26 protein-coding genes are annotated in these 25,897 nt (G+C 54.1%); 19 read left to right on the plus strand and 7 right to left on the minus strand.

The genetic code is table 11. The annotated features are described in order from the left end of the window. The first annotated feature begins 2 nt into the window (after positions 1-2). The 12 genes from M7H45_RS01450 (at position 3) to M7H45_RS01505 (ending at position 12,880) form a co-directional block, all read left to right on the plus strand. The gene (locus M7H45_RS01450; protein ID WP_298213981.1) at positions 3-545 is read left to right on the plus strand and encodes a phage baseplate assembly protein V; all 543 of its coding nucleotides are present in this window, start codon (positions 3-5) and stop codon (positions 543-545) included. A gap of 374 nt (positions 546-919) precedes the next feature. Beyond that, on the plus strand, positions 920-2,044 hold the full coding sequence (locus M7H45_RS01455) for a baseplate J/gp47 family protein (protein ID WP_298213984.1): 1,125 nt from the start codon (positions 920-922) through the stop codon (positions 2,042-2,044). A gap of 22 nt (positions 2,045-2,066) precedes the next feature. Continuing rightward, positions 2,067-2,702: a hypothetical protein gene (locus tag M7H45_RS01460; RefSeq protein WP_298213987.1), complete on the plus strand. Its 636-nt coding sequence runs from the start codon at positions 2,067-2,069 to the stop codon at positions 2,700-2,702. Positions 2,703-2,711: 9 nt separating this feature from the next. Continuing rightward, on the plus strand, positions 2,712-3,965 hold the full coding sequence (locus M7H45_RS01465) for a glycine-rich domain-containing protein (protein ID WP_298213989.1): 1,254 nt from the start codon (positions 2,712-2,714) through the stop codon (positions 3,963-3,965). 14 nt (positions 3,966-3,979) lie between these two features. After that, positions 3,980-4,462 carry a hypothetical protein gene (locus M7H45_RS01470; RefSeq protein ID WP_298213991.1) on the plus strand — a complete coding sequence of 161 codons (483 nt, stop codon included), beginning with the start codon at positions 3,980-3,982 and terminating at the stop codon, positions 4,460-4,462. Positions 4,463-4,474: 12 nt separating this feature from the next. After that, positions 4,475-7,042, plus strand: a complete 2,568-nt coding sequence (locus M7H45_RS01475; protein ID WP_298213993.1) for a right-handed parallel beta-helix repeat-containing protein — start codon at positions 4,475-4,477, stop codon at positions 7,040-7,042. Positions 7,043-7,139: 97 nt separating this feature from the next. Next, positions 7,140-9,239 carry a collagen-like protein gene (locus M7H45_RS01480; RefSeq protein WP_298213994.1) on the plus strand — a complete coding sequence of 700 codons (2,100 nt, stop codon included), beginning with the start codon at positions 7,140-7,142 and terminating at the stop codon, positions 9,237-9,239. 529 nt (positions 9,240-9,768) lie between these two features. Beyond that, a complete protein-coding gene (locus tag M7H45_RS01485; RefSeq protein WP_298213996.1) occupies positions 9,769-11,388 on the plus strand; it encodes a hypothetical protein in 1,620 nt (539 codons plus the stop codon). Positions 11,389-11,397: 9 nt separating this feature from the next. Further along, positions 11,398-11,724, plus strand: coding sequence for a hypothetical protein (locus tag M7H45_RS01490; protein ID WP_298213998.1), 327 nt, complete (start codon positions 11,398-11,400; stop codon positions 11,722-11,724). After that, positions 11,717-12,226, plus strand: coding sequence for a glycoside hydrolase family 108 protein (locus M7H45_RS01495; RefSeq protein ID WP_298214000.1), 510 nt, complete (start codon positions 11,717-11,719; stop codon positions 12,224-12,226). Before M7H45_RS01490 ends, M7H45_RS01495 begins: the two co-directional genes overlap by 8 nt. Then, a complete protein-coding gene (locus M7H45_RS01500) occupies positions 12,227-12,541 on the plus strand; it encodes a hypothetical protein (protein ID WP_298214002.1) in 315 nt (104 codons plus the stop codon). It abuts the gene before it with no gap. A 30-nt stretch (positions 12,542-12,571) separates the two neighbouring features. After that, complete coding sequence (locus tag M7H45_RS01505; protein ID WP_298214004.1) at positions 12,572-12,880, plus strand: hypothetical protein; 309 nt, start codon at positions 12,572-12,574, stop codon at positions 12,878-12,880. A gap of 834 nt (positions 12,881-13,714) precedes the next feature. Here the strand turns inward: M7H45_RS01505 and M7H45_RS01510 are convergent. Then, positions 13,715-14,269 carry a regulatory protein RecX gene (locus M7H45_RS01510; RefSeq protein WP_298214007.1) on the minus strand — a complete coding sequence of 185 codons (555 nt, stop codon included), beginning with the start codon at positions 14,267-14,269 and terminating at the stop codon, positions 13,715-13,717. 173 nt (positions 14,270-14,442) lie between these two features. Here M7H45_RS01510 and rpmI point away from each other — a divergent pair, with 173 nt between their 5' ends. The 3 genes from rpmI to M7H45_RS01525 are packed head-to-tail and all read left to right on the plus strand — an operon-like array spanning position 14,443 to position 15,968. Beyond that, entirely contained in the window at positions 14,443-14,643 is a 201-nt protein-coding gene (rpmI, locus tag M7H45_RS01515) for a 50S ribosomal protein L35 (RefSeq protein WP_298214009.1), read from the plus strand. A 12-nt stretch (positions 14,644-14,655) separates the two neighbouring features. Then, on the plus strand, positions 14,656-15,021 hold the full coding sequence (rplT, locus tag M7H45_RS01520) for a 50S ribosomal protein L20 (RefSeq protein WP_298214011.1): 366 nt from the start codon (positions 14,656-14,658) through the stop codon (positions 15,019-15,021). A gap of 53 nt (positions 15,022-15,074) precedes the next feature. Next, positions 15,075-15,968: an EcsC family protein gene (locus M7H45_RS01525; RefSeq protein ID WP_298214013.1), complete on the plus strand. Its 894-nt coding sequence runs from the start codon at positions 15,075-15,077 to the stop codon at positions 15,966-15,968. On the opposite strand, the gene M7H45_RS01530 is transcribed toward M7H45_RS01525, so the two are convergent. Beyond that, entirely contained in the window at positions 15,969-16,334 is a 366-nt protein-coding gene (locus tag M7H45_RS01530) for an FKBP-type peptidyl-prolyl cis-trans isomerase (RefSeq protein WP_298214015.1), read from the minus strand. A gap of 644 nt (positions 16,335-16,978) precedes the next feature. On the opposite strand from M7H45_RS01530, the gene M7H45_RS01535 reads away from it, so the two are divergent. Together M7H45_RS01535 and M7H45_RS01540 are read left to right on the plus strand one after the other, a co-directional pair. After that, positions 16,979-18,178 (plus strand): pyridoxal phosphate-dependent aminotransferase, encoded by a 1,200-nt coding sequence (locus M7H45_RS01535; protein ID WP_298214017.1) that lies wholly within the window; start codon positions 16,979-16,981, stop codon positions 18,176-18,178. Between the two features lie 18 nt (positions 18,179-18,196). Next, positions 18,197-19,090 carry an aldose 1-epimerase gene (locus tag M7H45_RS01540; RefSeq protein ID WP_298214019.1) on the plus strand — a complete coding sequence of 298 codons (894 nt, stop codon included), beginning with the start codon at positions 18,197-18,199 and terminating at the stop codon, positions 19,088-19,090. A gap of 40 nt (positions 19,091-19,130) precedes the next feature. On the opposite strand, the gene M7H45_RS01545 is transcribed toward M7H45_RS01540, so the two are convergent. Next, positions 19,131-19,988, minus strand: coding sequence for a hypothetical protein (locus M7H45_RS01545; RefSeq protein WP_298214021.1), 858 nt, complete (start codon positions 19,986-19,988; stop codon positions 19,131-19,133). A gap of 264 nt (positions 19,989-20,252) precedes the next feature. On the opposite strand from M7H45_RS01545, the gene M7H45_RS01550 reads away from it, so the two are divergent. Then, a complete protein-coding gene (locus M7H45_RS01550) occupies positions 20,253-21,224 on the plus strand; it encodes a GDP-mannose 4,6-dehydratase (RefSeq protein ID WP_298214023.1) in 972 nt (323 codons plus the stop codon). 1 nt (position 21,225) lies between these two features. Further along, positions 21,226-22,143: a GDP-mannose 4,6-dehydratase gene (locus M7H45_RS01555; RefSeq protein ID WP_298214025.1), complete on the plus strand. Its 918-nt coding sequence runs from the start codon at positions 21,226-21,228 to the stop codon at positions 22,141-22,143. 27 nt (positions 22,144-22,170) lie between these two features. Here M7H45_RS01555 and M7H45_RS01560 read toward each other — a convergent pair whose 3' ends face one another. From M7H45_RS01560 to M7H45_RS01575, 4 genes are all read right to left on the minus strand, one after another. Continuing rightward, positions 22,171-22,338 carry a YdcH family protein gene (locus tag M7H45_RS01560; protein ID WP_298214027.1) on the minus strand — a complete coding sequence of 56 codons (168 nt, stop codon included), beginning with the start codon at positions 22,336-22,338 and terminating at the stop codon, positions 22,171-22,173. A 121-nt stretch (positions 22,339-22,459) separates the two neighbouring features. After that, entirely contained in the window at positions 22,460-23,281 is an 822-nt protein-coding gene (locus M7H45_RS01565) for a sulfotransferase domain-containing protein (RefSeq protein WP_298214029.1), read from the minus strand. Positions 23,282-23,288: 7 nt separating this feature from the next. Beyond that, positions 23,289-24,617 (minus strand): acetyl-CoA hydrolase/transferase family protein, encoded by a 1,329-nt coding sequence (locus tag M7H45_RS01570; protein ID WP_298214031.1) that lies wholly within the window; start codon positions 24,615-24,617, stop codon positions 23,289-23,291. 71 nt (positions 24,618-24,688) lie between these two features. After that, positions 24,689-25,897, minus strand: coding sequence for a CaiB/BaiF CoA-transferase family protein (locus M7H45_RS01575; protein ID WP_298214033.1), 1,209 nt, complete (start codon positions 25,895-25,897; stop codon positions 24,689-24,691).

Here is a 25,897-nt window from a genome sequence, read left to right on the forward strand (position 1 = left end):
TGTTGGAAATTCTATGGAATTTAATCAAAGCTGGCGCAGGAGGGCTGGATGGTCAAATTGCGACAGTCAGGTTTGGCATAGTATCAAGCTTTGATCCAAATTCATACTTGGCAAAAGTTATGATTCAACCTGAAAACGTCTTGAGTGGATGGCTACCAGTATTGTCACCGTGGGTTGGTGCGGGCTGGGGGTTGGCGGCACCTTTATTGCCAGGCACTCAGGTGGTGGTATTGGCGCAGGAAGGCGATGCAGAGCAGGGAGTGATCGCTGGCGCGTTATGGTCCTCTAAAGACTCACCTCTCACCGCTTCGGCTGGTGAGCTCTGGTTACGCCATAAATCAGGAAGCCAGATAAAGCTCAATAATAATGGAAATATTGAACTGAACGCACCGACCGTTACTGTTCAGGGAAATTTAATGGTCAGCGGTGATATATCAGATCAGAGTGGCACACATGGTACCCTCCGGGCATTTCAGGCCGCATATGACCAGCATGTGCACCATGCACCAGGCGGAATAACGGAGTTGCCTTCGGAGATCGTTTGATGCCAGACCTCTTTTTAACATTTGGGGAAGATCTCCAAATTAGTCCTACCGGTGACTTATTGACCGCGGATGGAGAAATCATAACCGAGCAACGTGTGTTACGTCGGTTAATGACCAACCCAGGAGATTATATATGGCAACTTAGTTATGGGGCGGGTTTAGGAAGATTCGTGGGCCAAACTGGAATTTCTAACTTGGTCTCTGGAGTTATCCGGGCTCAAATGCAACTTGAGCCTCAGGTCGCACGAGTACCAACACCAACGGTAAACGCTACAATATCCGCAAATGGGATTGTCCGTGCTACCGTAAATTATCTGAATTCAAATTCTAGAGAGTCTACGTTTCTCTCAATTTCCATATAGGTTTTACTTAAGATGCAATTAACATTGCAAAATTTTTCTACTCTTGTGGAAAGTATGGCCGCTTCTGTGCAGGGAGCGGCGTCGACATTGTTAGACTTAACTATTGGGTCTGTTCTACGTGCTATTTTAGAAGCCAATGCCGGTATTGCGTTATGGTTGCAATGGTTGATCGTTCAAGTGCTAGCAACGACGCGCCTTGCGACTAGCATAGGACTAGATTGTGATAGTTTTTGTGGGGATTTCGGTTTAACTCGGTTATCGGCGGTTGCTGCAAGTGGAAAAGTTACATTCTCGCGTTTTTCACCGGGCATACAATCAATCATACCACTTGGAACGAATGTTACTACCTCGGACAATAAGCAAACATTTATAATTATAGAAGATTTCAATAATCCAGATTATAACGGGGACTTGAGAGGATATGTATTGGCTTCTGGTATAGCTTCAGTAGATGCTCTGGCGATTGCGGCGTTGCCAGGAGCGGCAGGAAATATTCAGGCTGGTGGAATATCTTCGCTTAGTTCAGCAATCGCAGGAATTGATGCTGTGGTTAATTCCGCTCCTTTCAGTGGAGGTCTGGATGCCGAAAGTGATACGGCATTTCGTGCACGTTTTCCGCTCTATCTTGCTGGCTTATCAAAAGCGACCAACGCAGCAATTAACAGCACAATTTTAGGAATTCAGCAAGGAGCTAGCTGTTCGATAAGTGAAAATATAAGCCAAGACGGCGCAGTAAAAATGGGGCATTTTGTAATCACTGTAGATGACGGTAGCGGTTATCCGTCTGACACCTTTATATCCACTGTGCAGCAATCGGTAGAGGCTATTCGTCCGATAGGGACTAATTTTGCGGTCCAGGGACCGCGTGTGTCTCAAGCGGATATATCAATGAATTTGACTACCAATAGCGTGGCCGTGCATGGTAGTTCTGTCGCCGCTGTGTCGGAAGCAATTAATGCATATATCTCAAGCTTACCTGTCGGCGGAGCGCTGAGCTATACAAAATTGGTTCAACTGGCCTATGATTCGTCCGAATATATAACAAATATTTCTAATTTATTGTTAAATGGCGAAACGTCAGATCTACTAACTTCTCCGTTCGAAGTAGTTCGTGCTGGTGTGATTGCGGTCTCTTGAGATGAAGGGAGATCTATCTGATATGCTGAACCGGCTAAAACAATTATTACCGGTTCGCTGGTTCGGTGATAAAACACCCAATTTGGATGCGTTGCTGGGCGGTTTAGGAAAGGCCTGGTCTGATATTTATAGCCTTCTAAATGAGGTTTTGTCTCAAACTCGTATAGCAACTGCAACAGGAATTTTTCTAGATATTGCGGCGCAGGATTATTTTGGACCGCTTCTGCCGCGTAAAGCCGGTGAGGGCGATCACTCATATAGTAACCGAATCCTTCAGAATTTGGTAGCGCCGCGCGCAACCCGATCTGGTCTAAGTGAGGTTTTGCTTGGTTTAACAGGGCGAAACCCTGTAATTTTTGAACCTTTAAATGCCACTGATACAGGCGGCTATAATATTAGCGGAGGCTACTGCGTGGCTGGCGGATATGGATGCGCTTCAATTCCATATCAATTTTTTGTGACGGCATACCGGCCTATTGATCTGCCCACAAGTCACTTGGGAGGCTACGGCATGGGGCCGGGTGGCTATTGCGCAGCGCCCATGTTCTATGCCTCGACCTGGCAGTTGTCTGGGAATGTATCTGACGCGGATATTTATGCCGCTATCGAGGCGGTAATTCCTACTGCCACCGTTGCCTGGACAAAAATTTCTAACTGAGGATTTTGCATGGATCGTAATATCGTTTATCCGGGAAGTATTCCGCTTGACACGGATATTCTATCTACAAACCGTAACGCAATGGTCGGCATTGCTGCCCTTACTGCAGCCACGTTAGGTAGCAATGTCGTTGCAGACGGTTTGGCGTGCGTCCCGACATCTCCTGCTTCTCTCGGCGTTATCGTTATGCCCGGGAGTATTACACAACTGGCTAGCCTGGATGCGACGGCTTATGGATCTCTTGGCACCGATGGTTCCGATCAGATTGTCAAGACCGGTATTAATCTACAGCCGACAAACTTTACCATGTCGGTCCCCTCGATTTCTGGCCAATCCATAAATTATCTCATTGAGGCAACATTCGACGAGAATGATACATTGCCGGTCGTATTACCCTATGTAAACGCTGCCAATCCTACCCAACCGTTTTCAGGACCCGCCAATTCCGGTACGGCGCAAAACACGCAACGTATACAGCGCGTGCAGTTGCAGATGAAGCCTGGAGCGGCAGCTCCGTCAGGAACCCAGACGACACCTGCGGTGGACGCCGGCTGGGTCGGGCTGTATGTGGTGACGGTAAATTACGGCCAAACAACACTTACTTATTCTAATATCTCAATCTGCCCTACGGCCCCCTTCCTTCAATTTAAGTTGCCGGCACTTCGCCCTGGGTTTTCGGCGATGCAGGTCTTTACTTCATCTGGAAATTTTGCGGTACCAAATGGAGTAACATCGGTGCGAGTCACAGTTATCGGGGGAGGAGGCTCAGGCGGATATCACAGCACAATGCCAAGCGGTGGTGGAGGGGCAGGTGGCCAAGCCGTGGGGATCATTGGGGGATTGACAGCCGGCCAAACCATACCCGTGACTGTGGGTGCCGGAGGCGTGACGCCTAGCGCTTACGCCAATGGCAATAATGGCGGAACATCTAAGTTTGGCAGTTACATTAGCGCGAATGGCGGAATCGGCGGTAATGGTGGAAATGCAGATAATTTTTCCAATGCAGGCGGAGCGGGCGGCACAGCATATGGTGGGCAAGTAAATACCGTTGGCTCTACAGGGACGGATTCTATCACTGTGGCTTGCCGAGGAGGCGATGGTGGAGGTCCGGGTAATGGCCGCGGCGCCAGTGGACCGCTCTCGGGTATATCAGCCTCAGGGTATGGTGGGGGTGGTGGAGGCGGTGGATGCTCAACGGGCGCTAATCCTGCGGGTTCCCCAGGCGGCGCGGGCGGTAGCGGACTTGTAATTGTAGAATTTTAATAAGGACGGCCCCCATGACTATACCTGCCGCCTATCTTTGGCGACCATCAAATGCTCGCTACGTACAAATAGATGGATTCGTATCCGGGCCACGCCGACCGCAATCACCTTGCGCCGCTCCATTGGCTTGGCCAGCAAAAGATCCTGGCGACACGCTGGATTATGTGTTCGATATTTCGCCTGCATTAACAGCTGATCCAGGCGACGCAATCGCTTCGCTTGACATAACGATCGGTCCTGCCAATGTCGGCGATCTTCAATTAGTTTCGGCGGCCGCAGATGGTCCGCGTGCAATTCTATGGCTTAGCGGCGGACAGAGCCAGACTAACTACACCGTGACGGTGACGGCGAGAACCAATGGCGGTAGGATCTTGGTACGCACTATCTCCCTTCCCGTTGTGGCACTAGCGAGTTTGCCGACGCCACAAAACGCATTGACCACCGGAGACGGGCTAGCTTTGACCGATCCGACTGGTACGCCATTCACGACGATATGAGGTGACGCCGTTATGACAACCATTGGGCAATTGCCTCTTGCCACCTCGGTTTCCGACGCCGATGAGATTGCTATCTTTCAAAACGGCCAGACCCTAGCGGCTACAAGGGCCCAAATGCTGTCAGGGGTTCAGACGACGCTCTCTTTGCCACAGGGAACGGTTTTGGGAAATGCGGGTCCAGGAACATCCGCGCCAATACCCATACACATCGGGGCGAATCTCACTTTATCCGGCTCAATTTTGGCAGCCAATGCCGCGCCGTTTTCGATCCCTTCTTTACCTGTCGGTAGCGTGCCTCAGGTTGGAGATGTTGTACCAATCGGCCAACAAGGAGGAAACTATGGTGTCTCCTATGCAAATTTTATGTCTGGAATCGCTAATGTTTCAGGAATTCCGGGCGGGGCGCTAACGGCAATAGCTACCGGTGCAAAAACTGCGCGAACACTTTCCGACCTAACGGGAAATTCGGTTTCCCTTGAAGATTTTGGCGCAATAGGGGACGGTATAACTGATGATAGCGGTGCGTTGCTCGCCGCAATTGCGAGCGGCCAGCCGGTGCGACTCGGTGCCAAGACTTACGCCATTGCCGGGGAGTGTGACTTAACCGGAACCACATGCAGTCTAGTAGGAATTGCAGGACTTTCTGTTTTAAAGCGCTGTACTCAATCTAAGATCGGGGCAGCTTCGACACCCACTTGGTTAAATGTTGAATGTACAAATTTTTTTGCTGATGGCATAACGTTTGATGCCAATAATGGGATAACATCTAATACACTTGCCGTTGCGATTCAGTCAAGTTGCGTAAGATCTCTTGTAACTAGATGTATATTTCAAAATGCTAAGGGATCAAGTTATGGTAATGGCTTGACATACTTGGCGAGCGATCCAGCTTTAACGAACCATCATATTGATGATTGTGAATTTGTTGGTAATTCGGCTAGCGGATTTATGTCCTTCGCTACATATGGGCTCAGCGTTACTAATTGCAGATCTCACGATAATGGACTGAATGGAATATACGTTGATAGTACAGATACTACTTTTAAGCTTAAGGTCCGAGCACTGCATGTAGCTAATAATGTATGCTGGAATAATAATAATGTAGGAATTCTTGTAGGAAATTTTATTTCTAATAATGTACTATCTGTGCCGTATCAGTATGGAAACTCTAACCCGGATATTCTAGGCGCTGTAATTATTGGCAATAATTGTTATCAGAACGGCGTATATGGTGTTTACATATCCGGCCGCAATATTCTAGTTTCTGCAAATATATGCACCAATAATAGCACTAGGGTAAGTTTCGGAGCTGGGATTCTTTGCGATACTGGGTACTGCAAAATAACTGGTAATATGGTAACCGGAGCGACGGCTTTTGGAATTGACTGTGGGGGTTCCATCTATACCGAAGTAGAAAATAATTACATAAACGGTGCGATTACCGGGCTAAACATAGGCGGTGGCTTGTATTGTATCGCAAGATCAAATTTTATCCAAGATTGTACTGGCGCTGGTATTGGAGTGCAAAATGTCGAGTCGGATGGCGCGGGTGATAATTTTGGACTGGCATGCACGGGTTTGTCTATTATAGGAAATTGGATTAATTACAGCGGAAGCGTAATAGGAATACTGATCCGGGATGCGGTCAAGAACGTTAGAGTGGAAGATAATGTTATTCTAGCAAATGCAGGCGCTAATTTGGCAACTGCGCTATCTGCTTACACTGATTCTATGATATCAAGGCGGAACATTTTAAATTATACAACGAGGTGGGCCATAAATCCGGCTATGGTTGGCGGCATCTATACATTGACGGTTCCAGACATAGCAGATGCAGTTAGTATTTCACAGTCGAGTGCACCTATTTCAAGTATCGTTACTACGCAAGGCGCAGCAGCAGCAGGACAAATAACCTTTATTAAGATCACAAGTGCTGGGACGGGTTATACAAAAGCCAATATCTCAATTTCCGGAACGGGGAGCGGTGCTGCGGCGTCTGCCTGGATCAGTGGCGGAAAAATAATTGGTATCCAGATGTCTGCCTTTGGAAGTGGGTACGGTGCGGGGACAATAGTTACTATTTCAGGCGATGGGGCGGGAGCGGTGGCCACTCCCCAAGTTGGGCTACCTGTTTTAAGCGGAAAAGAACTTACAATTGATTGCCTGACGCCTGTGGTTTTTGCAACGGCCGGCGCTTCGCCTGATCAAATAAATTGGACTGGGGCGCCTATTACTATTCCAGCTGGGGCTTGCATTGATTGGATTGGCGCCAGCACAACGAGCTGGAGAGCGGAACGATTTGTCCAGAATGATTATATTTTACCAAATGGAGATGGAAGTCTCTCCGTAAGATCTCAATCCGGGGATATTTCCCTACATCCATCTGGAAGTGGTGTGGTAAGGTTAATATCTGATACCGAGCCAATGGGCGCGGTTGAGTTAATCGGTCGAGGCTCGCCCTTGAACACTCTTACTGCTCCAGCGGGGTCCACCTATCGAAATCTAAATGGTGGTGTAGGTAGCACTTTTTGGGTGAAACAATCCGGAAACGGAACCTCAAATTGGGTAGCCATCGCCTGATTAAGATTAGCCTGTTTTAAAAGCATAGGGCCGCTCTATGACAACGATTGCGCAATTGCCAAAAGCCGCCTCTTTAGGTGCCGGAGACCTTGTTCCCGTGTCTCAGGCGGGCATAGTTTATTCAGCCACAATTGACCAGTTAGGAGTGAACCTCCAACCGATAATCAGCATAGCTTCCGGAGCGCTCTTAGGCCGTGCTAGCATAGGAGCGGGTGGACCCGAAGCGATAAATGTTGGGGCTGGTTTGGCGATTGAAGGCGGCGCACTGGCCGCGACAGGAACAGACCATGCTAGTTTTCCTCGACAGACAGCGATCACACTTACTGATGACATTGTAATCAACAGTCCGTCCGGACCCGGCTTATTGCCCGTTACAGGGTTGCGCGCGATTTTCAATCCGGGTGAAGGGATCATTATTGACGGCGACGGCATAATTTCTGCATCTCTGACGGGCGTGGTGGGACCGGCGGGCCCCCCTGGAGCTGTGGGATTGCCGGGACCTACTGGTCCAGAGGGGCCGGCGGGTCCTTCGGGAAACGGTCTCAATGGACCTGAAGTGAATAATACGGTAGGCAGCATAGGAGAAAGCGATTATGTGCCTATATGGCAAAATGGCACGCTATCTTGGATTTCTTACGGACAATTTATATCAGGCCAGACAATTGACGAGCTACCCGCTGCTGCGCCAACTTCAGATAGCGATGCTCTCATTGTAGCGCAGGGCGGTAATATTCTTAAATCACAGAACTTTGGTTCCATTTGGTCTTACTTCCAAAACAAATTGTCTAGTGTAAAAACTAATATTGTAGAATTAAGTAGTGACACGGTTTTGGACACGACCGTTCATAATAATAGAATTTTGATCGCCAGCTCTCCTCTAACTTTAACTGGAAATTTTACGAATTCTGGTTCTGGTTTCTTTTGTAAGCTGATCAATTTATCGAGCGGTCTTGTGATAATGGGGTCTGGAATTTCCTCCGGAACCGGCGGGGCTACACTACCGCCTGGGGCAGATACGACCTTAATGGGTATTAGCTATTCGGGCGGGTCTATGATTTGGTGGAGCGGCATAATTTCGAATAACCCTACAATTACTGTAGGGACAATAAAGCCCCTTTTAGCCAATACACCTTTTATCGTAAGTGGAGGCATATTCAATGACGCTCCTGTTGCACTCGATTATTCAATTGATGGTGGTTCTACATGGAACTCCGCTATACTCCCTGTGATTACTGAAAATGCATATAGTTTTAATATTGACTCGGGCTTAGTGGCGGGTACTTATTCCATAAGAGTACGAGACCATGAAAATGTAGCCGTATTGGGAGTTTCCAATAGTTTTATCGTGCAAGCGCCAACCATAGAAATTGGTTCGGTGCCAAACACTGTATCGGTAAATGCTACACTCCACGTAGGTGGATCGGTACTACCGCCAGGGGCTGCTGTGCGTAGCGGTCTATCGCTAAGCGCAACTACACCCCCCACTCAATGGAGTGCTGCCACAGTCAGCGATGACACTTGGAGTTCTAATCTGACTTTTCCTACAGCGGGTTATTGGTATGTTTGGGCGGAGCAGACGACTACGTCTAGTGTCCAAGCGGTATCCTCTGTTATTAATGCTATCTCAGGTTCTTTGACTATCCTAGCTCCCGCTACAGGGATTATCGGAAGCGCGTTGACTATAACCGGAGTCGTGGTTCCGGCAGGGGACGCTGTGAGCATTGCCTTGTCGAGTACCAATAATACAGCGCCAACCACTGGATGGGTAGCGACGACAAATAATGGTGGCAATTTCTCAGGGTCACTGACACCGTTAGCCTCTGGTGTATATTATGCCTGGGCGCGGGATGAGGTGCTTGGCCTCACAAATTCGGCTGGAGTTATTACGGTTAATGCAGCACCCGCACTGATTTATGGCATAAATAATCCTGGCGGAACTTATATGCATGGAAGTGGCTCCATCACATTAACGGGTTCGGTCTCCCCGGCCCAAAATATCTCAACTCAGGTCGCCCTCTCCACTTCCAATACTGTGGCGCCAAACACGGGTTGGGCGGATGCTGTCATACAAAATTATAATCAAAACTGGGGGCTTTATTATACGACTCCCTCTACTTCAGGAAATTATTATGTTTGGGTTCAAACGGCCGCTGGAGCCAATACTATTGTAAGTGACTTTACTATAGGCGTTACATAAACAGATGGTATTTCTTTTTAACGAACCCGGATCACCTTTGATATCTGGGTTCGGGAGTCGAGTTCTGACATCTGCGTTACCAGCCAGCTTAGGCGCTATTCCGTCAGAGTTTTTGGGACCATACCCGTCAAATATTGCCGGTCTTTCCGGCTGGTGGGATGCAGGTCTAATTAGCGGTCTACGCGACACTAATGACCTCCCGCTTGTGGCCAGCAATAATAGCGTCAGTTGTATTTCAGATAAATCAGGAAATGGAACATTACTTCAGCCGTATTGTCCTTTAAACGGCATCACCCCAACGGCAACGACGGCTGTGCCGCGGGTTAATGGCCTACTTGGCGCGGTCGGCGGACCGACTCCAGGTATCGCCAGTTACGGCCCTACCCTTGATCCGGAGTGGGGATTGGTTCACCCCGGTCTTGAGTTTGGGTCTGGTCTCCCATGGACCCGTTATTTTGTCTGGACCAGACCGAATTGGAGGCAAGGCACGATCTATGGGAATGCCCACCCCATTCCGCTAATTCATACCATGATCGGTAACGGCTTGACCCTTCTTCAGGCTGACAGCTCGGAGGGAAGCACCCTTACTCTCTTTCCCGGAACGTCCGCCCAGACCATCGTAACCTCTGCCTTAGCGCGCCGGCATAGTCACGCAATTATTTTGCGTAATACTCCAGGCCAAGGCGTAGATGTTTGGCTTGATGGTGAGCAGTTGGCTTCGGCAGTTCCAAATCCCTTGCCCGCTAATGCGTTGGCGCAAACGCTGTTATTACATGATGGGACAATTCAGGGCTCAGCACAATGCTGGTTTCACGAGGCGGCATGTTGGGAACGTGCTTTGGAAGGAGACGAAATATCTATCCTCATTGCGGCACAGGGGCGCTGGGTATTGGGCACGCGGAAAGGGCTGAATTTGCTCGTAATGGGGCAATCAAACGCCGCTTGGTTTATCAATTCTGGGGGAGCGCTTGCTTTAGCCCAAGGGGCAGCCTGGTATCTGGGAGCCGCGGCATATGGGTACACTGCGGCAATTAGTGGTACATATCTCTCGCCTGACCGTTATTCGGTCATTGCTGGACATCCGATTTCAAACTCCTCTCCGCCAGCTTTTCCACCGGGGATAGCCAATGGAACCTTTCTTACCAATCCAGGAGACGGATCAGATCCGACCGGGTGGAGCGGTGGACCAGATTTCGCCGCTCTAACAAATTACCTTACTGGAAATACCGCAGTCGTTTCCGAAATTGATCAGACCGATATAGCATTTTTGGTCTGGCCATGGTCGGAGCAAGATAGCACAATGCCATACACTAGTAAGGAGCTTTATAAGGGGTCTGTTCTCCGGCTCCTTTCGCTTTCACGAGAACTTTTTGGCCGAACAGAAATGATGCTGCCAATGCTTGCTTGGAGCGCCATTCCTTATGCGGGCGATACTGGTATTCAAATGGTTCGGGAATCCATTGCTGATCTTGCAGCAGACCCAGCCAATTATATCCACTTTTTTGTAAAACAAACGGCTGATTCAAATCCGCTTAATTCGGATTATGATGCGACTAATGGTTCTTTTTTGGGAGGAGATCCCAACCACCGTGATCAAATAGATTTGTTGCGGTATGGTCGTATCGGCGCGCACGCAGCTGGCCAGCTTGCCGTGAAAATGGGGCTGAGTGATACGATTCCAGCCCATCAATTGCCATTTACGGGCCTGCCTATGCAAGGCGGACCGAGAATTAGCCACGTGTTTCGCGCAACGGATACCGAGTTAATTTTAACAATCAGCCATGATAGTGGCAACGATCTTATTGTACCTCTGCAAGCGATGAATGGGGCAGGCTTCGCGGTAATGGATGGCGGGTCGGTCGCGGAGCCTGGAAAAATTATTTCAGGAATTAAATCAGAGCGAGTTGATGCTACACATATTTCGATCACTCTTGCAGAAGCAATTATAAGTCCTTCGAGTTCAGCTGTTTTATTCTATCCTTATGGTAGCACCCAAATTGGCCGAGGAGATGCTGTAACTGATAACGCTTCCGTCCTTTCACCCCCCCTAAATTGGAACATAGGGCAGGATCTCGGTTCGGCATGGTCTATGAATTTCCCTCTGCAGGCGACTTGTTATCCGATTGTTTTGTCAGATACTCCAATATAGAGAAGAACGATGGACCATGATGTTTTGGGTGCTCTCCGTACTGAGATAATCGGGGTGCGAAATGATATTAGTGCATTAAGAAAGGATATAAGTATACTTGAAGCAAAGGCGGATTCTCTGGAGACGTGGCGTGACAGGTATCTTGTCCAAGAAGATCAAGTAGTAGCAAAGATGTTTTCAAAAGTAGAAGAGCTTATGGGAGGGCTTGGAGATATGCGAGCAGACTTATTCCGAATTCGAGGTGAGCGTGATGCAGAGCGTCGGGCAAGCATGGCAGTAGTTAGTATTCTTTCTGCGGTATGCGGCGGCTTAGCTACGAGTATTTTTCATGGATAATTTTTTATCGTGCCTGTCATTCACATTAGAAATGGAGGGGGGGTATACCAATAACCCTGATGACCCAGGAAATTGGACCGGCGGTCGTATAAAAGTTGGTCAGTTACGGGGAACAAAATGTGGAATTAGCGCGGCCTCTTACCCCGCTCTTGATATTCAAAATTTATCTTTAGAGGCAATCAAAGATATATATTATAAAGACTACTTTATGTTGATTCACGGAGACAAGTTACAGCTACCATTAGCGATGGTAGCCTTTGATGCAGCCGTTAATGCTGGTGTCAAGAAGTCTATAGTTTGGCTTCAGCAGAGCCTTAAACTTCAAGAGGACGGAATATGCGGACCACAAACACTGTCTGCGTTGATGTCAGGAAATCCGCTGGAAATCTCCCGGGAGGCTCTAGCGCGGCGTCTAGATTTTTATATGAGATCCAGAGGTTGGGATATTTTTGGCCTTGGTTGGGCGGGCAGAGTTATAAAATTAGCTCAGGCAATTGTATAAATGGAAAAAATTATGTTGAAAATCAGATCATTCTTTGAATCGCCCCAAAATAGAACGGGTCTTTCGATCTGGGCGGCTACGGCACTAACTGCACTTGTGCAGCAGGTTGTTGCGCATCAACCGTTAGCCGCAGCCGACGTATTCGGAATTATATTAGGATTCCTCAAAATTATTGAGCCAGAAAATACTGTAACTTTAGCTCAAATGAAAACGGTTGAGACGGACATAAAAAAATTAATTAAAGTGGGCGACCTAGGTAGTTTTGCCGATGTAGCCAGGGATGCCGCTGGATTAATTGGGTCGTTGGACAAATAATAATTTTACTTACGAAAAGGTTTTAGACAGATGGATATAGCAAAAATTGATGAGGGATTGGGTGTTGCTTCTGTGGCGGGCGCGGTAATCGGCGGAACAGCCGGAGCAGCGGTCACGGAGGGAGTTACGGTGGCAGAAGCTACAATTGACGCAATACATGCGGAAACGACTACTCACGGGCCTGCTTTGGCCAAGGCTGCAAATGCTGTATCGGCTCTAACGACAGCAGCGGCCCCGGTAATAAGTAGCCTACCGAAAGGAGAGGCGCAAAAAGCGGTTATGGGGCTTTCTTTTCTAGAGACAATTTTGGCCGACCTGAAATCGATTTTTAAAATATAAAATAATTTGGATGCAGATATGAAGCGTCAGGATCTAGCCGAATTGGGTCAGTTAAGATCGCTTCTCTCCGCCAGGGCTCGTTCGGTGAAGCGAGCTGCTGCGCGGTTGCATGACCTAGCCTTAAGGTTGGGCATATGGTCTAATGGCAGTTATTCACCGTCTCTTAAGAGAGGGCGATCAAACCGTAAAATGTCGAAAGCCCTAGGAATGGCATGGCTCGACAAGACTGCCTTGGGAGTGGTCAAACATGAACAACCGATATTTTTTTTTGATCGGTTGTCCCGGCATGGAAGGCGCGTCAGTAATAAGCCTCCTTTAGTCGATTGGGCGTGGGTTAGCCAAGATTCGGGACATTGGACAAAAGTGATGCCCCACTCCTTCCAAACAACGGGCTCCAACCGGTCTGCATTTTTTTCTCCTTCTCGTTTGTCTGACAAACTTTCTCAGGCTCGGTTTTACGCGCCAGTTTCAGGCCCGGCATTGAACTTTTCCATAAGGGAGACAAGTAAAGCAGCCTCACAGAATTCATTTTCAACGCATGCATCTCTAAACGAACAAAATGTCCCATTGACGCCTCGAGGCGACTCCTGGTTAGATCGAGAGACTGGAAACAAGTCTGCAGACCGAAAAACGGGGTCTACTTTAGGTCGATTGGAGAGCTCTTATGTGATATCGGATCGCAATATTCCTCGAGCGGGGCAAGCTAGCATAATAGGACACGAGTTTTCTGATGCCCTAGATGATTATTTTTTCCGGCAATCCCGATTGCCTCCCATTCGTGGTACGGCCTTTGACCCACGTCTGACCCCGCTTTGGGCTGGAATGAAGATTCCTTTATGATAGTATACTTGAGATACTTTGAATCAGCAGTTCCGCTTCTTCAAGAGAGAGGTCGAGCGCTTGCTGGGCTGTCCTCTGGGAAAATCCGCCACGAGCCATGGCCGCTAAAATTTTTGCATATGGCGCGTTACCGAACGGCCCCGCTCGGCGACGTCTTATATAAAAACAAGCAGCGGCAAGCTCACGGTCGGGGTTATTTGGCAACTCCGGCGCCAGCACGCCCTTGGCGGCTAAATACGCAAGGGTGGCGCGACGTGATTTCCCCGATAGCGCCAGTTGCCTGACGCGGGACGCTGAGAAGGCCTCGTCATTCAATACACCTTGGGCTTTCAGGCGGGAAAGAACGGCTGGTATTTTTTCTTTGGCTTGTTGGAGGATATGTGCGATTTCGTCGGCTTGGTTTTCCGGCGAGGCAGCTTGTTTTCGCCCCCAGCGCTCGATCCGCCTGGCCAGGATGCGGGCCAGCCCCATTTCCGTAGCGGCGTAGCGAGCCAGATGGCGGATGGCAGCCTCATACAGATGGGCCTCGTCCGGCGTTTTTTCTAGCATGCTGTGAGTTTGCACCGGTTTTGGCCTCTTGTCACGAATGAAGGGTGGCGATATAGGCGCCCCTTCACTCTCTGAGTGATGCGCGCGAGTTCAGGCTTTGGCATGCCTGACCGCCGCCCCGATTTTCGGGACCCCACCCCGAGCCAGGTGGGCCATTTGACAGGAGACTGGAAATGCCGAAGCTTAAGACCAAATCATCGGTCAAGAAGCGTTTCAAGATCACGGCCACGGGCAAGGTACTCGCCGGCCCAGGCAAGAAGCGCCATAATTTATATGCCCGTTCACAAAAGGCCAAGCGTCAAAATCGTGGTAGCCAGACGCTGACCCATGCTGATGCATTAACCGTCAAACAATGGGCGCCGTACGGCCTGTAAGGGAGGAAGAAGATGGCACGTGTAAAACGTGGTGTGACCGCTCATGCCCGCCATAAGAAGGTTTTGAACTCTTCCAAGGGATATGTAGGCCGGTCATCGACGAATTATCGCATTGCGCTGGAGCGTCTGGAAAAAGCGCTGCGCTACGCCTATCGCGACCGGCGTGTGAAGAAGCGGGAATTCCGTGCTCTTTGGATTCAGCGTATCAATGCGGCGGTGCGCGAGCATGGGTTGACCTACAGCCAATTCATTTATAACTTAAAACAGGCTGGGCTCGAGCTGGACCGTAAGGTGCTTTCGGCTATCGCTTTTGAGGATCCGGCTTCCTTCGCCGAGATAGTACGAGCGGTTAAAGGCGTCTCTATAGCTACAGAATAAATTTTCTGAACCCTCTTGAGTCATGACCAAGCCGAGCGCATCTCGGTTTGGTCATGAGCATTTTTCCGCCCTTACCAGAGCAGTTGGCCATAGAATCGGGTTTTCTCACAGAACCGGAGCGGAGTCAGCTTTGGGAAGCCGCCGTTTTAATGGCAGATTCGCGAAACTTATTGGTGCGTTTTGCCGGCTTGTTCGGTCGACAAATAACGGGTCTTAATAGGATTGCGGGTCGGGTCGGAACAAGAATTGGGAGCGAAGCTTGGTCTAGCTTCCCGCATCGTGCTCAAGAGATGGTGGAAGATGTATTATGGAGCAGCTATAGCTACGCTACGTTGGGGTTGGATACAGTCTCTCATTTTCTCCGCCCGAAGGAGTCTCGTAAAAATTACTTCCACCAACTAGCTACTACCGCAAGTGGAGCGGCGTCTGGCTTCATAGGCCTGCCCGGTGCGCTGATTGATATTCCCTTCACGACCACTGTAATCCTGCGTTCCATAGCTGAGATCGCGCGCGATTGCGGTGAAGATCTTTCTGCCGAGGAGACCAAGCGGGCTTGTTTGGAAGTGCTGGCCTTAGGTACGCCTGGACCCGGTGGTGAAGACACCGAGGCGGGATACTGGGCCGCGCGGCTTGGTATGAGCCACTTGGCGATTAATTTGTTGATCCGCAGCGCTGCCGGGCGGTTCAGTCTCGTTCTCTCAGAGAAAATTATGGCGCAGGTGGTGCCCTTGGCGGGGGCAATAACCGGTGCGCTAATGAATTATGGTTTCACTGACTATTATCAAAGCATGGCGAAAGTACATTTCTGTTTAAGGGCTTTGGAACGGCGTACCGGCGAGCCGGAAGCAATTAAGATTGTTTTTGTGGCAATGGTGCGGGCCGCAAGAGAACGTCGCCGAATTGTTAAGCGCCAAGATATTAAGCAGACTTTGCTCCCCGCCCACTAATTAGGCAATGCTAAGCAGTTCCACATCGAAAATAAGCGTCGCGCCCGGTGGGATGATGGAGCCGGCACCGCGATGCCCATAGCCATGATCAGGCGGAATTATGAGACTACGCTGTCCGCCGGATTGCATGGTTTCAACTCCTATATCCCAACCAGAAATAACTTGGCCAATGCCTAGTTTAAAAGAAAAAGGCTGGCCCCGATCCCGCGAGGAATCAAATTTTTGCCCTCTTGCCCCCTCATCACTGAGCCATCCCGTGTAGTGTACGGTCACCACCTGCCCTTTTTTGGGAGTTGGGCCAGTGCCTATGATATGATCCTCATATTTAACCCCTGATGGGAGGGTAACCATATTAATTTCAGCCAAGGCAAACTCTTCATTAAAAATGAGCGCGGCACGCCCTATAATTTATCAGTTTTTGGCCTGATGATATCCGGCCGCATCCAAATCGGCTTTACACGCAAAAGCGCCATGCTTGGTCTTCGCATAATACTTTGATCCGGCGCTATGATAGAGTTTTGCGTGGGTTAATGTCGTCCACTCAACAACGTTACCAGGACAGTGAGCCGAAGCGGCGCTTTCAGTCGAGAACCTCTCGTCTGCTGGCAAATCTTTATGGGATGCTCCCCCAATGTGAGAAGATGACGAAGCCGTTCCCGAAGAAGATGGGCCCGAGTTTTTGGGCGTTGTCGTTCCCGAGGAATTGGATGTCATAGGGGCCATCATTCCTGAGGATGCAGAAGGGTTACCCGAAGCGGTTTGCGCTAGCGCGGGCACCCCCGACAGGGAGGCCACACCAAGAGTAAGGAGCATCTTTGCGAGATTCGTGGCGTTCATATTTTGCTTTCCTGGAAAGGGCGACAGGATGACGTGCTTATATAGCCGGTTTGCACAGAACGATAAAGCCCCCACCCTTTCGGCAGGAAAGCAGGGGTTTTCGCGGTCAGGAAATTGCACCCGCTCTCGTGGAGGTTTAGGAAGGGGGTGGGATTTAGTCGTGAGATAACCGCATGCCTCTTATTGCCGACCGGATGAATCGCATCAGCCCCAGCCAGACCATGATGATCACCGCCAAGGTCCGCGCCCTCAAGGCTGCGGGTAAGGATATCATCGGCTTGTCAGCCGGGGAGCCGGATTTTGATACCCCTGCTCACATTAAACAAGCGGCCATTGCCGCGATCAACCAGGGCGAAACCAAATACACCGACGTTGCCGGCACGCCCGCCCTGCGCCAGGCGGTGGTAGAAAAATTCAGCCGCGACGGGATCTCTTACCGGCCCGAGGAGATCATCGTCTCCACCGGCGGCAAGCAGGTGATTTTTAACGCCATGCTGGCGACCGTCCAGGCAGGGGATGAGGTGATCATTCCCACCCCCTGCTGGGTGTCCTATCCTGATATTGTCCAATTGGCCGAAGGCCAGCCGGTTTTCCTTCCCTGCCCGCAAAATAACGGCTTCAAAATGCTGGCTGAAGATTTGGAAAAGGCGATCACGCCCCGGACCAAATGGGTATTTCTCAATTCTCCCAATAATCCGACCGGAGCGGCTTATTCTGCTGAGGAGTTGCGACCCATCTGCGATGTTCTCCTGCGCCACCCCCAGCTATGGGTGTTCAGCGATGATATTTATGAAAAGCTGGTTTATGACGGCTTTAAGGCCGCCACCATCGCCCAGGTCGAACCCAGGCTGAAGGACCGGGCCGTCACCATGAACGGCTGCTCCAAGGCCTATGCCATGACCGGCTGGCGCATTGGATTCTGTGGCGCCCCGGTGGAATTAATTAAAGCTATGGAAAAGCTCCAGGGCCAGTCCACCTCTAATACCTCTTCCATCAGCCAGGCGGCGGCGGTGGCGGCACTAAACGGGCCTGAAGAAGCGTTGCACGAGATGGTGAAAGTCTACCAGCAACGCCGAAATATGGTGGTTGATATGCTCAACCAGGCGCAAGGCTTGAATTGCCCGAAACCGGAGGGCGCGTTTTACGTCTTTCCGTCCATGCAGGGCTGCATCGGCAAAACCACTCCGCGAGGCAAGCCAATCGAAACCGACGAAGATTTCGTGATCGCGCTTCTCGATGAGGAAGGCGTGGCGGCGGTGCATGGTTCAGCCTTCATCTACCCCGGCCATTTCCGCATCTCTTACGCCACCTCGACCGAGGCGTTGCGCGAAGCCTGTACGCGCATTCAGCGTTTTTGCGCGTCTTTGCGCTGATTGCGCTTGGATGGTTCGTTGATCACGCTAAGCCATCGGGATTTGCGCCTGGAACTCCTGCCGGAGCTGGGTGCCAGCATCGCCTCTTTCAAGCAGGATGATTTCGCGATCTTCCGGGAAACTTCGCCGGAGGCCATCGCGGCGCGGGATGGCCGCGCTTTCTCCTATTTTCCTTTAATCCCCTATTCCAACCGTATCCGGCACGGCGCCTTCTGTTTCGCTGGGCAGCGCTATAATCTCACACGGGATGATGAAGATCCACGCCACGCCTTGCATGGCACCGCCCGGTTTCATGCCTGGCGGCTCGTGGAGCAGGCCGCCGATCGCGCCCGTTGCGAATTTGCCTTTCCAGGTCATAATCCTGAATGGCCGTTCCCCTACGAGGCGTGGCAAGTTTTCACCCTCGCGGCGGATCGCCTGGTCATTGAGATCGGCGTCCGCAACACCCATTCTGCCCCTGCCCCGGCAGGGCTTGGCCTGCATCCCTATTTCATCCGGCACCAATCGGTTCTGGCGCAATTCAACGCCGCCTATGTCTGGGAAAAGGACGCGGAGGATATTCCCCTCCGCTCGGTGCCCGATACTGGCCGTTTCGATTTCGGGCGCGGCCATGCCATAAGCCAGGCGGACCTCATCGATCATGCCTATGGCGGTTGGGATCAGCGGGCCGTCATCGCTTGGCCGCGCCAGAAACGCCGCCTCCTCATCCAGGCCGACCCAATCTTTCGCGATGTGATCCTCTACACCCCCGTCGGCCGGGAGTATTTCGCTATGGAGCCGGTGACACACCGGCCTGATGCAATCAATCCGACCGATGACCCAAAGGATGCGCCGATGACAGTCCTTCCTCCTAATGGGGCGCTGTCAGGCCGCGTGGCCTTTATTCTCTCCAGCTTGAACGGAACACCATAGAGCAAAGGGGAGAAGCTGCGCCCCTTGCTCTCTTAGGCATTCAGTACAAGTCGCGCAGGCGTCCGCCAAGCAGCCCAGCCACGGCGGCTATGAAGGCTCCGATCACTCCCGCGAAGAAAGTATAGATCGCGGCCGCGGATGCGCTCTTGCGTGCCTCATTCGCCATTTGTTTGGCCTTGGCCAGGTTCGCTTGCTCCTCGCCAAGCACCGCGTTCACTCGCGCCGCTGCGGCGGAAGGGTCAAGTCCGGTAGCCCCCGCTACCAGCGTGGCGAGATAGGATTTATCATCATCCGATACCTGCCCCGTCACAGCGCTCTGGGCAAGAATGATGGTTGCATCCTGCCGCATTTGCTGCGGTGTCGCGCCGGGAAGGGATACGCCGGTGCCCGCCTCGCCCATGGCTGGCTTGAACAACTCCGTCACATAATAATTACTGGTTGCGGTCATGTCCCCAGCTGCGGCGGCGGCCTTACCCCCCGCATTCACCGCGCCAAGCCCGGCCAGAGCCAGGCTGCTAAAGGTGAGCAGCATCGCCACGCTCCAAGCCATCAAACCATGGGCGGTATCGCGGAACGTGACTTCGTCGCTATGCACGCCGACCCATTTGGTCCGCAGCCGTCCGGCCAAAAATCCTCCGAAAAACGACGCTACCCACTGCACGATGATAAGCCAGATCGCGGCCAGCACCGTAAAGGTCAACGGCGAGGCGCCGTGGCCCGCCCATGGCGAGACCACCGCCAGCCCCAGCCCGGCGCCAAGAATTGTTAACAGCAGGGCGATGGCGGCCGCCGCCACCCCGCCCGCGAAAATCGCGCCCCAGGACACGGCGGATTGCGAGGCCGCGTCCCCGGCTAACGCCGTGGGGTTACGCGCCGTGGTAGTCAAATAATCGCTCATTCAAGCCTCCGCTCAATGCCAGAACAGAAGAAGAATGATAATGATCGGCAACGGGATGCCCAGCAGCCAGAGCAGAATATATGGCATCTTAAAAACCCCCCTCAATTGGTTCCAAACGAGACGGATTTTTGGCCATGGGACATGGTCTTCAAGCCAAGCGGGGAAAAATAACCGCAATGACATTGTTTTGTTAACTTAATAACGAGCGTCTTGCCCCGCCCCCCCGGACATGATCTACCGGCGCGGGCGTTAGAGGGGCTTTGGATGAAAACCGCTTTCATCACCGGGGTGACAGGACAGGACGGGGCCTATCTCGCGCAATTCCTTCTCGGCAAAGGTTACCGGGTGGTGGGATTGCTTCGCCGCTCCGCTTCCTCCGACCAACTGGGGGAACGGCTGCGCTGGCTCGGCATTCTCAACGAGATCGAGACGATGGACGGCGATATTCTCGATATCGCCTCGCTCATGCGCATCCTGCAATCGGTGCGGCCGGATGAGATATACAACCTCGCCGCCCAGAGCTTCGTCGCCACCTCCTGGCAGCAACCCATTCTCACCGCCAGCGCCACCGGGCTGGGGCCGGTTTATCTCCTTGAGGCCGTCCGTATCCTCGGCTTGCCGGCGCGCTTCTACCAAGCCTCATCCTCGGAAATGTTCGGGAAAGTCCAGGCCCCGTTGCAGAGTGAGACCACCCCCTTCCATCCGCGCAGTCCTTACGCGGTGGCCAAGCTTCACGGCCATTGGGCGACGGTGAATTACCGGGAGAGTTTCGGCCTGCACGCCTCCTCCGGCATTCTGTTCAATCATGAAAGCCCTTTGCGAGGCATTGAATTCGTCACCCGTAAGATCACGGACGGCGTGGCGCGCATCAGCCTCGGACTCAGCCAAGCGCTCGCCCTCGGCAATCTGGAGGCGGCGCGCGATTGGGGCCACGCCCGGGACTACGTGAAGGCCATGTGGCTGATGCTCCAGCAGGACCAGCCGGATGATTACGTGGTGGCGACAGGGCGGAGCGCCACCATCCGCGAGTTCTGCCGCCTCGCCTTCGCGGTGGCCGGGTTGAATTACGAGGATCATGTCGTCCTGAACCCGGCCTTTCTGCGCCCCGCCGAGGTGGATTATCTGCGGGGGGATGCCACCAAAGCGCGTGTCCGCCTGGGTTGGGCGCCCGAGACCAGCCTGGAGGCGCTGGTCGAGGAAATGGTCGCGGCGGACCTGGCCCGGCTGCGCGGATGAGATGACCCCGCGCATCATGATCACCGGCGCGCAGGGCTTCGCCGGCCGCCACATGGCCGCCTGTTTACGCGAAACCCGCCCCGCTGTCCCGCTCCATATCGCCCATTTCGACATTACCGATCCGGCGGCTGTCATGGAGGCGGTGGCAGGGTTTCGTCCTACCCATCTGCTCCATCTGGCGGGGGTCAGCGCGGTCAGCGCCGCCGCCGCCGCGCCGGATCTGGCCTGGCGGGTCAATCTCCACGGCACGCTCAACCTCGCCCGGGCGGTGCTGGCCCGCGCGCCGGATTGCCGGTTCCTGCACGTCTCCTCCTGCGAAATCTACGGACGGAGCTTTTTGCGCGCCGCGCCGCTGGATGAGGACGCGCCGCCCGCCCCGGTCAATGCCTATGGCGCCAGCAAGGCGGCGGCGGATCTCGCTTTGGGCGCCATGGTGGGGGAGGGGCTCCGGCTCCTCCGCCTGCGCCCTGCCAACCATACCGGGCCGGGGCAATCCCCAGCCTTCGTTATTCCCGCTTTCGCCCGCCAGATCGCCTTGATCGAAGCGGGAGCGCAGGAGAAGGTCATCAAAACCGGCTCTCTCACCGCCCGGCGGGATTTTCTCGATGTCCGGGATGTCTGCGCCGCCTATGCGGCGGCCCTCGCCCTCGAGGGGGAGGAGGCAGGCGAAATCCTCAACATCGCCTCCGGGCGGAGCGTGGCGGTGGGCGATATCCTGGATACCCTGATCGGGTTGACCGGGTTGAGCATCCGGGTGGAAACCGACCCGGCGCGGCTGCGTCCCGGCGAAATCCCTGAAACCTGGCTCGATCCGGCGCGGGCGCGCGCCCGTCTCGGCTGGGAGCCGCGCATTCCCTTGGCGGAAACCTTGCGCGGCGTTCTGGCCTATTGGCGGGCCCAGCAAAAACCCCCGGCTTGAGAAACCAGGGGTCGTTGGGTCCGGCGGCTATTGGGTTCGCAACCGCTCCATTTCCTCCTTGAGCCGCAACTTCTCCAGCTTCAGCCGGGTCAACGCCGCCCCATCTGGCTGGGGCCGCCGGTCTTCATCGGCGATTCTGGTTTCCAGGCTGGCATGCCGCCCCTTCAGGGCTTCGAGACGAGATTGCAGGTTCATGGTGTCTCCTATGGCTGTGGCCAACAATCCCTGGGCAGACGCCGCAAGGGTTCCATGCCCAGGAAGGTCAGCCTAGCGCTGCCGCCGCGAAATTGTCATCTGAAAACTATGTCAAATCCGCTTAAACCGGTGGATAACCGAACTTTTCCATCACCGGTCCATGCGCGCTCCACAGCGCGCGGGCTTGCGCCGCCGTCAGTTTATCCCGCCAGCCGCCCGCCTTGCCCTGGCGGAAAAACCTCTCCCGGCCCGGCCCGGCCGCGCGGTAGCCCTCCCGGGTCTCCTGGCCGGAGAGTGTCGCGAAACTGCTGAAGGCGATGGCCCGGCGCAGTAGCTCCGGCTCCGGCCTCTCGCCTTCCCTCCCGAGAAACCGGATGATGCGGGCGAAATAGCGTTCCGGCTCGGCCAGCAAATCCTCATAGCGCACCAGGAGCCGGCGCGGGGCCGCCACCCAGGAGAGCGCGTGCGCCGACCAGGAGGAGAGGAGTTCGAAAACCTGCACCCCATCGCTGGCATTGGCCGCTCCCTCCTGGCCCATGAAATCGATGATCTCATCCACGCTTTTGCCGGTGAAGGCGGCGTAGGAAAGCGCCACGTCCCTGGGGTCGCGCACCACATAAATCGCCCCGGCGGTCACCTCCGGCGTGCAGAGCGGCACGCCATGCAGGCTCAGGCGGGCATTATGGGTTTTCACGAAGACCAGGTCCTCGTGCAGCCGCGTCAATTCCGCATGCACGCGCGGCCGGCGGGCCTGCACCTCCGCCGGAGACAGCACCTCGCCCGGCGGCCCAAAAAATGCCATCGCACATTCCGCCACGCTCATATCCACGAGGCGGTTGATGCTATGCGGCTCACGCGCGCCGAGAATGTAATTATGCAGGAAGGCCCGCAGCCAGGTATTGCCGGATTTGGGGTAGGAGGCGAGCCAGATCAGCTTGCCCATGCGCGGCTTAGAATATCTGCTTTGGCAGCACCCCATTCTCGCGCGCCTGCTTCTCCAGCCCCTCGCGGTCATCCGGATGGGCGAGCGCGATCAAGGCGCGGGCGCGCTCCGGCACGCTCTTGCCCTTGAGATTGACCATCCCGTATTCGGTGACCACATACATCACGTCGCTGCGCGGCGTGGTGATGGTGGTGCCTGGCGGATGGCCGAGAACGATGCGTGGCCGCGCCTGCTCCCCTTTACCAAAGCGGGAGGAGAGGCAAATGAAGGATTTGCCGCCCTCGGACATTCCCGCCCCGCGCACGAATTGCAATTGGCCGCCCGTGCCGGTGCAATGCCGGAAGCCTGAACTCTCGGAGGCGACCTGCCCCGAAAGATCGATCTGCATGGCGTTGTTGATCGAAACCACCTTGCGGTTGCGGGCGATATTCTCGGTGAGATTGGTCTCGTCCACCGGCAGGCACAGGCACATCTCATTGCCATCGACGAACTCGTACATGCGCTTGGTGCCCACCGCGAAGGTAAAGACGATCTTACCCCGATAGCTGGTTTTCCGGGAGCCGTTAATCTTGCCCGCCTCGATCAAATCCATCATGCCGTCGATGAACATTTCCGTATGCACGCCGAGATCCTTCACCGGCGCGTGGGAGAGGGCGGCGCAAACCGCATTGGTCATGCCGCCAATTCCCACCTGCAGGCAGGCGCCGTCGCTGATCTCGGGCAGGATGAGGTCGGAAACCCGGCGGTCCACCTCGGTCGGCGGCGGGTTGAGCAATTCCGGCAAGGGCGCGTTGTTACTCTCGATCACCGCATCCACCTCGGAGATATGCACGACATTCTCCACGCCGTAGCAAACCGGCAAGGCGGTGCTGGTCTCCACCACGATATGCTTGGCGATATCGCAAATCGCCCGCAAATAGGTGGCGGTGACGCCGAAATTGAAAAATCCGTGCCGATCCATCGGGGTGGTCTGGATCACCAGCAGATCGACCTTGAAATGCTTGCGGTAAAGGGCCGGACCCTCGCCGAAATTAAAGGGGATGTAGACTGTCGCCCCCTTGTCATGCATCTTGCGGTCATAGGTGGAGAAATGCCAGTTCTCCACCTGGAAATGCCGCTGCTCCAGGTCCTGCTCCGCCACCATGCGCGGCCGCAGGGAGAGCGCGCCCCGTATCCGGACGTCTTGCAGCTCGGATTTGCGCTCCGCCAGCGCCGCGTCGAACAGATCGGGCTGGTTGAAGGAGAAACCGTAATCCACCCACCATCCGCTTTTCACCATCGCCGCGGCTTCCGCCGCCGTCCGGGTCTTGTCCCTCAGTATTTGCTGAAAATTCATGTCGTCTCGCCCCTCTGCTCCGCACCGGCCCGTTGGCGGTCTTGTTCTTGCCGCCCCGCCGCCCGGCGGTCTTAATCCAACATGTCCGCCTTGCCAATCGCGCCGGTTTCGCGCAGCGCGCGGATCGCCTCTTGCGTCAGCCCCGCCTCCCGCAGCACGGCTTCCGTATCGGCGCCCAGAGCGGGCGCGGCGCGGCGCGGCAGATCATCCTCCCCGGTGCCGATCGGCGTTTTGATCATCGCCACAGGCGGCCCCGCCGCGCGCTCGTAATTCCACACCAGGCCGCGCTCGCGCACGAACGGATCCTCGATCGCGCCGCGCAAATCGTTGACCGGCGCGGCGGGCACCCGGCCCTCGAAATGCCTGAGCCATTCCGCCGTGCTGCGGGTGGAAAGCACGCCGTCCAGCAATTCGGTGATCAGCGCGCGATGCGCGAGCCGGTCCTTGAAGCTGCGGAAGCGCGGGTCGTCCGCCCATTCCGGATGGCCGATCCGCTCGCACAGCACCGGCCAGAACCGTTCCTTGTTGCACATGATGAGAATGAAGCCGTCCGCGGTGCGGTAGAGCTGGCTGGGCACGAGGGAAGGGTGGGCCGAGCGCGGCTCGCGTCCCTGCACATGGCCGCCATTCAGATACCAGGTGGCGAGGTAATTCAAATTTTGCAGCGCCATGTCGAACAGGCTGACATCGAGATCGCGCCCGCGTCCCTCGGCGCGGGCGGCCAGCACCCCCGAGACCAGCGCGAAGGCGGCGAACAGCCCGGTCATCAGATCCACCACCGAGAGGCCGAAGCGCGAGGGCGGTCCGTCCGGCTCGCCGGTCAGGGAAAGATACCCCGCCTCGGCCTGCATGAGATAATCATAGCCGGGCCAGGCCGCGCGCGAGCCGGTGCGGCCATAGGCGGAGAGATGCACGCAGACGATCTTCGGATTGGCCGGGGCCAGCGCCTCATAGGTGAGGCCGAGCTTGGCGGGTAGGTCTCCGCGCAGATTGTTGAACACCGCATCCGCCTGGGCGGCGAGGGCGTGCAGCGCCTCCCGCGCCCCCGGCTTCTTCAAATCCAGCGTCACGCTGCGCTTGTTGCGGTTGAAGCTCTGGTAGAATTGGCTGTCGCCCGGCGCGAAGAAATAGGGCCCCACCCCGCGCGCCATGTCGCCGCCCTCGGCGGGGTTTTCGATCTTGATGATCTCGGCGCCGAGATCGGCGAGCTGCATGGTGCCGTACGGGCCCGCCCCGTATTGCTCCACCGTGATGACGCGCAGGCCGGAAAGCAGGGCCAT

Source organism: Acidocella sp. (genome assembly GCF_027352905.1).
Taxonomy (GTDB): Bacteria; Pseudomonadota; Alphaproteobacteria; order Acetobacterales; family Acetobacteraceae; genus Acidocella.